Origin of the sequence: Psychrobacter sp. ENNN9_III (genome assembly GCF_001462175.1) — a bacterium.
Taxonomy (GTDB): Bacteria; Pseudomonadota; Gammaproteobacteria; order Pseudomonadales; family Moraxellaceae; genus Psychrobacter.
The window spans coordinates 1-8387 of record NZ_LNUO01000119.1; the positions used below are offsets into that span (position 1 = coordinate 1).

Consider the following 8387-nt stretch of genomic DNA (forward strand, 5'->3'; position numbering starts at 1 on the left):
TATCATTGTAAATTCGATGAATGGGTTACTATTATTAAATAAAAACACAAAAGCATAAAAAAAATGGCAGCATTCTAAGAAGAACACTGCCATTATTGATAGTCTTAGTATTGACTAAAAACTAAGGCTTCAAAAGCACTTTGCCTGTTTTTTCAGACTGCAATTTACCATCGACTGCTTTGATGATATCCGCCAGATCAAAAGTTGCTTCAACGGGCAGCTTTAACTTGCCATCAACGGCGCGCTCGATCAGCTCATCAACCAAACGCTGCTTATTTTCGACACTCATTTCTTGGCTGATTTTGCTGCCCCAAAAGCCTTTTAACGTTGCTTGCTTAAATATCATATCAGTAGGATTGAGCGCCATTGGCTTGCCTGACATTGCGCCAAAGACAGCAAACGTACCATAGTGACCTAGCAATGACAGTAAATCACCACTGGCCTCACCGCCGACCGAGTCTACTGCGGCGCTGATGCTGTCATCGCCTATAATGTGACGGACTTGATCTTTCCAGTCTTCGTCTGAGTTATTGATATTGTTTTTGATACCGAGGGCTTCTAACTCTTCTAACGCATCGCTACTACGTACGACGTTGATTGTATTCACCCCGCGCGCTGCAGCCAACATCGCAAGCGATTTACCGACTGCGCCATTGGCAGCATTATGAATAACCCATTGACCGCTCTCTACTTCTAAGAATTCAAGCAGCATCAAGGCACTAAGCGGCATGGCGATTAATTGTGCAGCCAACTCGTCATCCAAGCTGTCCGGTACAGGAAATATCATGCTAGCAGGCGCGGTAAAGTATTCAGCCCATGTCGCTTGGACGCTTGCTGCTGCAATACGTTGACCGACTTTTAAGTCTTTGACGTCACTGCCAACGGCATCGATGATCCCCAAGGCCTCAGAACCACCGATCGCTGGCAGTTCTGGTTTAAAGCCGTATTTACCGCGAATGGTTAATAGATCATGGTTATGAATGGAGGCGAGTATGGTTTTGACTCGCACTTCATTTGCTTTTGGTTCTGGAATAGGGCTATCACCTAAGCTAAGCACTTCAGTCGGTTTGCCAAAATTGTCATAAGTTGCGCTACGCATAATAAATCCTTTTTTGTTTTTTGATTGGTGAAAAACTACCAGCCACAGTAGCAAGTCGTGCGTGTCTATCGCAACACCAGTTTGGTTAATGAACGTTGTCATCGATTTACAATCACAAGGTAACGTCACTTCTATTAAGATTCAGACCAAACAGTCAAATAATACCCTGCTGAGCATTATAGGCTATTGAAAAATTTTGACTACAATTCATAACAGAAGAGTAGTCTTTTTATGAAAGGTCGGTTTTAAGCGATAAAAGCGATAAAGTTTGTGCAAAAACTCATAAATTGACAGGATTTTTTATCATTTTGACCTAATAGCATCATCGTCTTAAGAGACTCTTCCTACCTCATATTCTCTCCAAAGTCTTAAAAGCTGTTGACATTCATAACTTTTTTTATTATTAATGTTACCAATAGTTTTATAATTTGTGTTATCAATAGGTAATAGTAACTGTTCATTTAGACTTGAAATGGCTTGGTTGAAGCGTTGTAATTACAAGGTAAAAGGTCTAAATATGACCTTTAATGACATAAATAATAGATACTAAACTTAAATGGATTTACTAAAAGATTGGGCAAGCTGCTTGCCATCTGCCCGATAGGATATCATATGACTTTCAACCCGACCTCCCTGCGTACTACCGTATTTTTACCCACTTCTCTTGTACTTGCTATGTTTATGACGGGCTGTAGCGACAATACTGCCAACAACAGCAATGCAGATGCTGCGGCTGACATTGACCCTAATGTCTTGGCTGAAACGCAAGAGCTGACCATTAATAATGGCACCGAACCTGAGTCGCTAGATCCGCATAAAGTATCGGGCGTACCCGAATCTAATATTGGTCGTCAAATATTTGAGGGCCTGACCAATACCGATGCTGATGGCAAAACTATCCCAGCAATGGCAACCAGCTGGGAGAGCGACGATAATAAGGTATGGACGTTTAAACTGCGTGACGCCAACTGGTCAAATGGTGATCCAGTTACCGCAGAGGATTTCGCTTATAGTATGCGTCGTTTGGTCGATCCAAATACAGCGTCCCCTTATTCAAGCTATTTGGTTGATGCCAAAGTGAAAGGCGCTGATCAAATCGTCGCGGGCGCTGCTGGTATTGAAACGCTAGGTGTAGAAGCCATCGACGATAAGACGCTACAAGTGACACTAACAGAACCAGTACCGTACTTCCCCGATATGCTGATTCATAACTCAGTCAAACCAGTACATCAAAAGACTGTCGAAGAATTTGGCGATAAGTGGACAGACCCTACGAATATCGTAGTTAATGGTCCTTATACAGTCAGTAAATGGCAGATCAATGACGAGCTGGTGCTGTCGCGTAATTCTAAGTATTACGATGATGCCAATACTACGCTTGATACGATTACCATGTTACCGATTCCCTCTAGCGTGACTGATGTATCGCGCTATCAGGCAGGTGAGGTTGATGTAACCTATAACGAGATTCCAACCGAGCAGTTTAACTCTTTGCAGGCAGATTATGGAAAAGAGCTGAGAGTATCGCCTTACCTTTGTACTTACTATTATGAATTTAATACCGTAAAACCGCCTTTTGATGATCCTAAAGTACGCCGCGCTTTGGCGCTAGCCTTAGATCGTGACACTATCGTTGATAAAGTAATCGGTCAAGGCCAAACGGCCGCTTATCAGCTGACGCCTACTGTGACCAATGGTGATGTGGCAAACACGCCAGAGTGGTCTAGTTGGGATCAAGACAAGCGTATCGCTGAGGCCAAAAAACTACTCAATGAAGCAGGGTATGATGAGAATAATCCGCTTAGCTTTGAGCTACTCTACAATACCAATGACAATCATAAAAAGGTCGCGGTTGCTGCCACTTCATTGTGGAAGCAAGCACTTGGGTTTGTCGATGTTAATTTAGTCAATAAAGAATGGAAAACCTACCTCGATACGCGCCGTAACGGCAATTATGAAATTGCGCGTGCTGGCTGGTGTGCGGATTACAATGAGCCTTCAGCCTTTTTAAATATCACAAAATCTGACAATAGCGGCAACTACGGTAAATACAATAGCCTCAAATTTGACAGCCTGATGGCGCAAACCCTAAAACCTGGGGTCACCGATGCGCAGCGTGCAGATTTGTATCAGCAAGCAGAGGCTCAGTTGGATGACGATATGGGGCTGTTAAACATCTATCACTACGTCAGTCCGCGAATGGTTAAGCCTTATGTTATCGGATTTTCGGAGAATGATCCTTTGGGCAATTGGCAGGGCAAAAATATCTCTATTGCCAAACACTAGTCATTAAATCACCTTTATGAGTGAGCGCTATAAAAAAGATTTGTTCTGATTTATAGCGCTTGTCTGTTTGGACTTATAAATCTTGAAGGTCATTATTTCAAGAAAAATTTTAGAGATAGGAACCTTTATACAAAGGTTCTATAAAGAGGTTCTATGCTAAAGCTCATCTTTCGGCGTATCTTAGAAGCCATTCCGACCATGTTCGTTTTGATTACCGTGTCCTTTTTTATGATGCGCCTAGCGCCTGGTAGTCCTTTTACAACAGAGCGCAACTTATCACCTGCGGTATTGGCAAATATTGAAGCCAAATATAATCTTAACGACCCAATGTGGCTACAATATGTCAACTACTTAAAGCAGTTGGCAGTAGGCGACTTTGGGCCGTCTTTTAAGTACAAAGACTATACGGTCAATGAGCTGTTATCCCAGTCTCTACCCGTCTCGTTAGAGCTTGGGTTTTATGCCTTTGTAGTAGCGGTGGTACTGGGTTTGGCACTTGGTATTATCGCTGCACTCAAGCAAAACTCATGGCTTGATTACGTACTCATGGCTTTTGCGATGACCGGCGTTGTGATTCCAAGCTTTGTCAAAGCGCCGCTACTCGTGCTTATTTTTGCCATCATTTTGCAGTGGTTACCGGCAGGCGGCTGGAATGATGGGGCGCTACAAAACCTTATCTTGCCCGTGACTGCGTTAGCGCTGGCTTATGTCGCAAGTATCGCGCGGATTATGCGCGGCTCAATGATCGAGGTGATGAACAGCCAATATATACGCACCGCAAAATCTAAAGGGTTACCGATGCGTCAGATTGTGTTAAAGCATGCTTTGCGTCCAGCGTCACTACCTGTTATTTCTTATCTAGGCCCTGCTTTTGTGGGTATTATCACAGGCTCTATTGTTATCGAAACCATCTTTGGTCTACCGGGTATTGGTCAGTTATTTGTCAATGGAGCGCTTAATCGCGATTATGGTGTGGTGCTGAGTCTGACCATTTTGGTTGGCGTATTGACCATTGCTTTTAACGCTATTGTCGATATTTTATACGCCGTTATTGATCCCAAAGTTCAGTATTGATTGTGATCAAAAGCGAGCCATTATCTAGAGCGCACTGCCGCTTAACACTTTAAATGACAGATTATTAAAAGGACGACTATGAGCCTTATCGCAGACCAACCTACTGGCATGGCTGATTTGCCTACCAAAGAGATTAAAGGCCGTAGCCTTTGGCAAGATGCGTGGCGACGCTTTTATCAAAACAAAGCCGCAGTGGCCAGCTTTTTTATTTTATTGCTGGTCGGTGCTTTTGTGTTATTTGTACCGATGCTAGCGCCTTATGGATATGCTGAGACCGATTGGAGCTTTATGCAAGCGGCGCCATCGATTGAGAACCAGCATTATTTTGGTACCGACTCGCTCGGTCGTGACTTGCTCGTACGTACCGCAATGGGCGGACGAATATCTTTATTAGTCGGTATCGCAGGCGCAACAGTGGCGGTATTGGTTGGTACCGTGTATGGCGCAACATCGGGCTATCTTGGTGGTAAAGTCGATATGATCATGATGCGCTTTTTGGAGATTTTAAGCGCCTTTCCATTTATGTTCTTTGTGATTTTGCTAGTGACTATATTTGGTCGTAATCTTATTTTAATTTTCGTCGCTATAGGCTTGGTTTCTTGGCTTGATGTGGCGCGTATTGTGCGTGGTCAGACGCTGAGTCTTAAAAGTAAAGAGTTTATCGAGGCGGCGCACGTCGGCGGGGTGTCAGGTTTCAACATTATCCTTCGTCATATCGTGCCAAATGTGCTCGGCGTGGTGGTGGTTTATGCTTCCTTACTGGTACCGACGATGATTTTATTTGAGTCGTTCTTAAGTTTCTTAGGACTGGGTGTACAAGAGCCGATGACCAGCTGGGGCGCACTGCTACAAGAAGGCTCGCAGACCATGCAGGTAGCACCATGGCAGATTTTGATTCCGTCTGCATTTTTGGTCATTACTCTATTTTGCTTTAACTTTATCGGCGATGGTCTGCGTGATGCGTTTGATCCCAAAGATCGCTAGGAGGTCGACACTATGACAACTCAAGATATCAATACCGCCGCTCAAAACCATGCGAAAAGTGATACTAAAAACAGTCCTCCTCAAAAAATAGATTCGACCATTCGTGATGACAGTAGGGACGTGCCTGTAGATAGCCGCTCTGAGAAAAACAGCTTACTGACAGTCAAAGATTTATCCGTACAGTTTACGACAGAAGATGGTCTGGTGACTGCGGTAAATGGTCTAAATTTTAACCTCAATGAAGGCGAGACTTTAGGCATCGTTGGTGAATCCGGCTCTGGTAAATCGCAAACCGCCTTTGCCATTATGGGGCTGTTGGCTAAAAATGGCCGCACTCAGGGTTCGGTACGATTTGAAGGTCAGGAGTTGCTAGGACTACCGCAAAAGGCATTGAATAAAATCCGCGCCGAGCAAGTCGCGATGATCTTTCAAGATCCGATGACCTCCCTAAATCCTTATATGAAAATAGGTGATCAGCTTGCCGAGGTTTTAATTTTACATAAAGGCATGAGTAAAAAGGCAGCTTGGGCTGAATCGATAAAAATGCTCGACGCGGTCAAAATCCCCGAGGCCAAAAAACGTATCGGTATGTATCCACATGAGTTCTCAGGTGGTATGCGTCAGCGCGTGATGATCGCTATGGCGCTCTTATGCCGCCCTAAACTCTTGATCGCTGATGAGCCAACGACAGCGCTTGATGTCACTGTACAAGCGCAGATTATGGTATTGCTCAATGAGCTAAAACGTGATTTTGGTACGACCATTGTGATGATTACTCATGATTTGGGCGTGGTCGCCGGCATCTGCGATCGGGTATTGGTCATGTATGCAGGGCGCACCATGGCGTATGGCGAGACCGAGGAGATATTTTATACGCCGACGCATCCGTATACGATTGGGCTGCTCAAAGCCATTCCGCGTCTTGACGATAAAGGTGGTAAGCTTGCGACTATTCCAGGCAGTCCGCCGAACTTGCTAAACTTGCCGACTGGCTGTCCGTTTCATGAGCGTTGTCCGCACGCGATGGATATCTGTCGCGATGTGCCACCGCCGCTTGAGTTCTTACCGCATGAGCGTCAGCGCGCCTGTTATTGGCAGCCTGAGATGCAAGTGGATACGTCAGCAAAGAGCAATACCAATCTATTGAATTTGGAGGGTTAGGCATGACCACAGCGAATATAGAGACCATTAACACGACCAGTCAAGCGCCTGATCCAACGCTGAACCAAACCCCGCTATTACAAGTGCAAGATGTGCGCACAAGCTTTGCTATCAAGCGCAAAGGCTCGTACTTTTGGCAAAAGCCCGATACCTTAAAAGCAGTTGATGGCGTATCGTTTGAGCTGTTTGCCGGCGAGACCTTAGGCGTGGTTGGGGAGTCAGGCTGCGGTAAATCCACACTTGCTCGAACGATCATCGGACTGGTACGTGCCAATTCGGGTAGCATTAAATTTAATGATGCTGAGATCGTGGGCGCCTCCAAAAAGACCATGAGAATAAAGCGCAAAGACATTCAGATGATCTTCCAAGACCCGCTGGCTTCTTTAAATCCGCGTATGACCGTTGGCGATATCATCGCTGAGCCATTACGTACTTATTACCCTAAAATGAAGAAGGCGGAAGTGCAAGACGAAGTACGCGCCATTATGAAAAAGGTGGGCCTACTCTCCAATCAAATCAACCGCTATCCGCACGAGTTCTCAGGTGGTCAGTGTCAGCGTATTGGTATCGCGCGTGCACTGATATTAAAGCCCAAAATCATCATCTGCGATGAACCTGTCTCCGCCCTTGATGTCTCTATTCAAGCGCAGGTGATTAACTTATTGCAAGATATTCAAGAAGAGATGGGGCTGGCGCTGATTTTTATTGCTCATGATCTATCAGTGGTCAAGCATATTGCTGATCGAGTGCTAGTCATGTATTTGGGTCACGCGGTTGAGCTTGGCGTGGACAAAGCCGTCTATGGCAACCCAACCCATCCTTATACCCAAGCGCTGATGTCAGCGGTGCCGCTGCCTGATCCTGTCGCTGAGCGTAACAAAACCATTCAGCTGTTAGAAGGTGACTTGCCCAGTCCTATTCATCCGCCATCTGGCTGTGTATTTCGCACTCGTTGTCCGCTCGCTGACGCAGAATGCGCGCAGATCGAGCCAGTATTGGAGGGAACGATCAATCATAGGGTAGCTTGTTTAAAAAATAAGGTTGAGACTACTCAATAAAACTCAATCCGACTGAGTATATGTTCCTGCACCAGATACGCGCAGACATACGCACTTGGCCAAGCGAATACAAACGCCAGTCCCCACGAGCTCAGTAAATCAGCGAAGAAGTGATCACTGTATCCAGATTTGACCAGTATCAACGCAGTCGAAATAATGAGCGACATCATCAGTGCCATGAGACCTGTAAACATAAGCCGATAGTATTTGCGGCGAGTACGTATTTTAATAGTAGGTAGTTTTGCCATAATATTATCTAGTCCTACATAAAAAAGTCACGCTCGAATAATAATATCAGCATGACTTTGTCATTCGGTAAACAGTTGAGTAAAGCACTATTCTTAATTTTTTGGCGTCTATGATATAGCGTGCAGAGCTATTGATAAAACAATTATTATCAATGATAAGCTTTGCTATATCTTAATGACAATATTTAACTTTTTGAAATTGTCTTACTTGAGGCAGTCAGTTTTGCTACGATGGACAAGCTCACAACAAACTAATAAGGCAACAACATGGCAACTCAACAGCAGCGAGATTCTCTACAAAAAACATTGGGCATCATCGGTGGTATGAGCTGGGAGAGTACCGAAAGCTATTATCGCTTGATTAATGAAGGTATAAAAGCCAAGTTAGGTAATCTTCATTCAGCGGACTTACTGATTCATAGTGTCGATTTTGCGCCCATCAATAAGTTGCAAGCTCAAGAGGCATGGGATGAGATG

The 8387-nt window shown here is 44.7% G+C and carries 7 protein-coding genes and 1 pseudogene; 6 read left to right on the forward strand and 2 right to left on the reverse strand.

From position 1 onward, the window contains the following. Positions 1–121 precede the first annotated feature (121 nt). On the reverse strand, positions 122–1099 hold the full coding sequence (locus PENNN9_RS07345; protein ID WP_058369052.1) for a zinc-binding dehydrogenase: 978 nt from the start codon (positions 1097–1099) through the stop codon (positions 122–124). 612 nt (positions 1100–1711) lie between these two features. Here PENNN9_RS07345 and PENNN9_RS07350 point away from each other — a divergent pair. From PENNN9_RS07350 to oppF, 5 genes are all read left to right on the forward strand, one after another. Continuing rightward, on the forward strand, positions 1712–3385 hold the full coding sequence (locus PENNN9_RS07350) for an ABC transporter substrate-binding protein (RefSeq protein WP_058369053.1): 1674 nt from the start codon (positions 1712–1714) through the stop codon (positions 3383–3385). 153 nt (positions 3386–3538) lie between these two features. After that, positions 3539–4459, forward strand: coding sequence for an oligopeptide ABC transporter permease OppB (oppB, locus tag PENNN9_RS07355; protein WP_058369054.1), 921 nt, complete (start codon positions 3539–3541; stop codon positions 4457–4459). Between the two features lie 78 nt (positions 4460–4537). Beyond that, positions 4538–5443, forward strand: coding sequence for an oligopeptide ABC transporter permease OppC (gene oppC / locus PENNN9_RS07360; protein WP_058369055.1), 906 nt, complete (start codon positions 4538–4540; stop codon positions 5441–5443). Between the two features lie 12 nt (positions 5444–5455). After that, the gene (gene oppD / locus PENNN9_RS07365; protein ID WP_082638031.1) at positions 5456–6604 is read left to right on the forward strand and encodes an oligopeptide ABC transporter ATP-binding protein OppD; all 1149 of its coding nucleotides are present in this window, start codon (positions 5456–5458) and stop codon (positions 6602–6604) included. Between the two features lie 59 nt (positions 6605–6663). Further along, positions 6664–7662 carry a murein tripeptide/oligopeptide ABC transporter ATP binding protein OppF gene (gene oppF, locus PENNN9_RS07370; protein ID WP_058369058.1) on the forward strand — a complete coding sequence of 333 codons (999 nt, stop codon included), beginning with the start codon at positions 6664–6666 and terminating at the stop codon, positions 7660–7662. On the opposite strand, the gene PENNN9_RS07375 is transcribed toward oppF, so the two are convergent. Then, positions 7656–7910 (reverse strand): DUF2798 domain-containing protein, encoded by a 255-nt coding sequence (locus PENNN9_RS07375; protein WP_058369056.1) that lies wholly within the window; start codon positions 7908–7910, stop codon positions 7656–7658. The genes oppF and PENNN9_RS07375 overlap by 7 nt on opposite strands. Positions 7911–8177: 267 nt before the next feature. Between PENNN9_RS07375 and PENNN9_RS07380 the strand changes: the two are divergent. Further along, positions 8178–8387, forward strand: a pseudogene (locus PENNN9_RS07380) (aspartate/glutamate racemase family protein); the annotation flags it as partial.

Excerpts from the sequence above, each read along its gene's own strand:
- PENNN9_RS07345 (WP_058369052.1), bottom strand. The coding sequence starts at position 1,099 with ATGCGTAGCGCAACTTATGACAATTTTGGCAAACCGACTGAAGTGCTT.
- PENNN9_RS07350 (WP_058369053.1), top strand. The coding sequence starts at position 1,712 with ATGACTTTCAACCCGACCTCCCTGCGTACTACCGTATTTTTACCCACT.
- oppB (WP_058369054.1), top strand. The coding sequence starts at position 3,539 with ATGCTAAAGCTCATCTTTCGGCGTATCTTAGAAGCCATTCCGACCATG.
- oppC (WP_058369055.1), top strand. The coding sequence starts at position 4,538 with ATGAGCCTTATCGCAGACCAACCTACTGGCATGGCTGATTTGCCTACC.
- oppD (WP_082638031.1), top strand. The coding sequence starts at position 5,456 with ATGACAACTCAAGATATCAATACCGCCGCTCAAAACCATGCGAAAAGT.
- PENNN9_RS07375 (WP_058369056.1), bottom strand. The coding sequence starts at position 7,910 with ATGGCAAAACTACCTACTATTAAAATACGTACTCGCCGCAAATACTAT.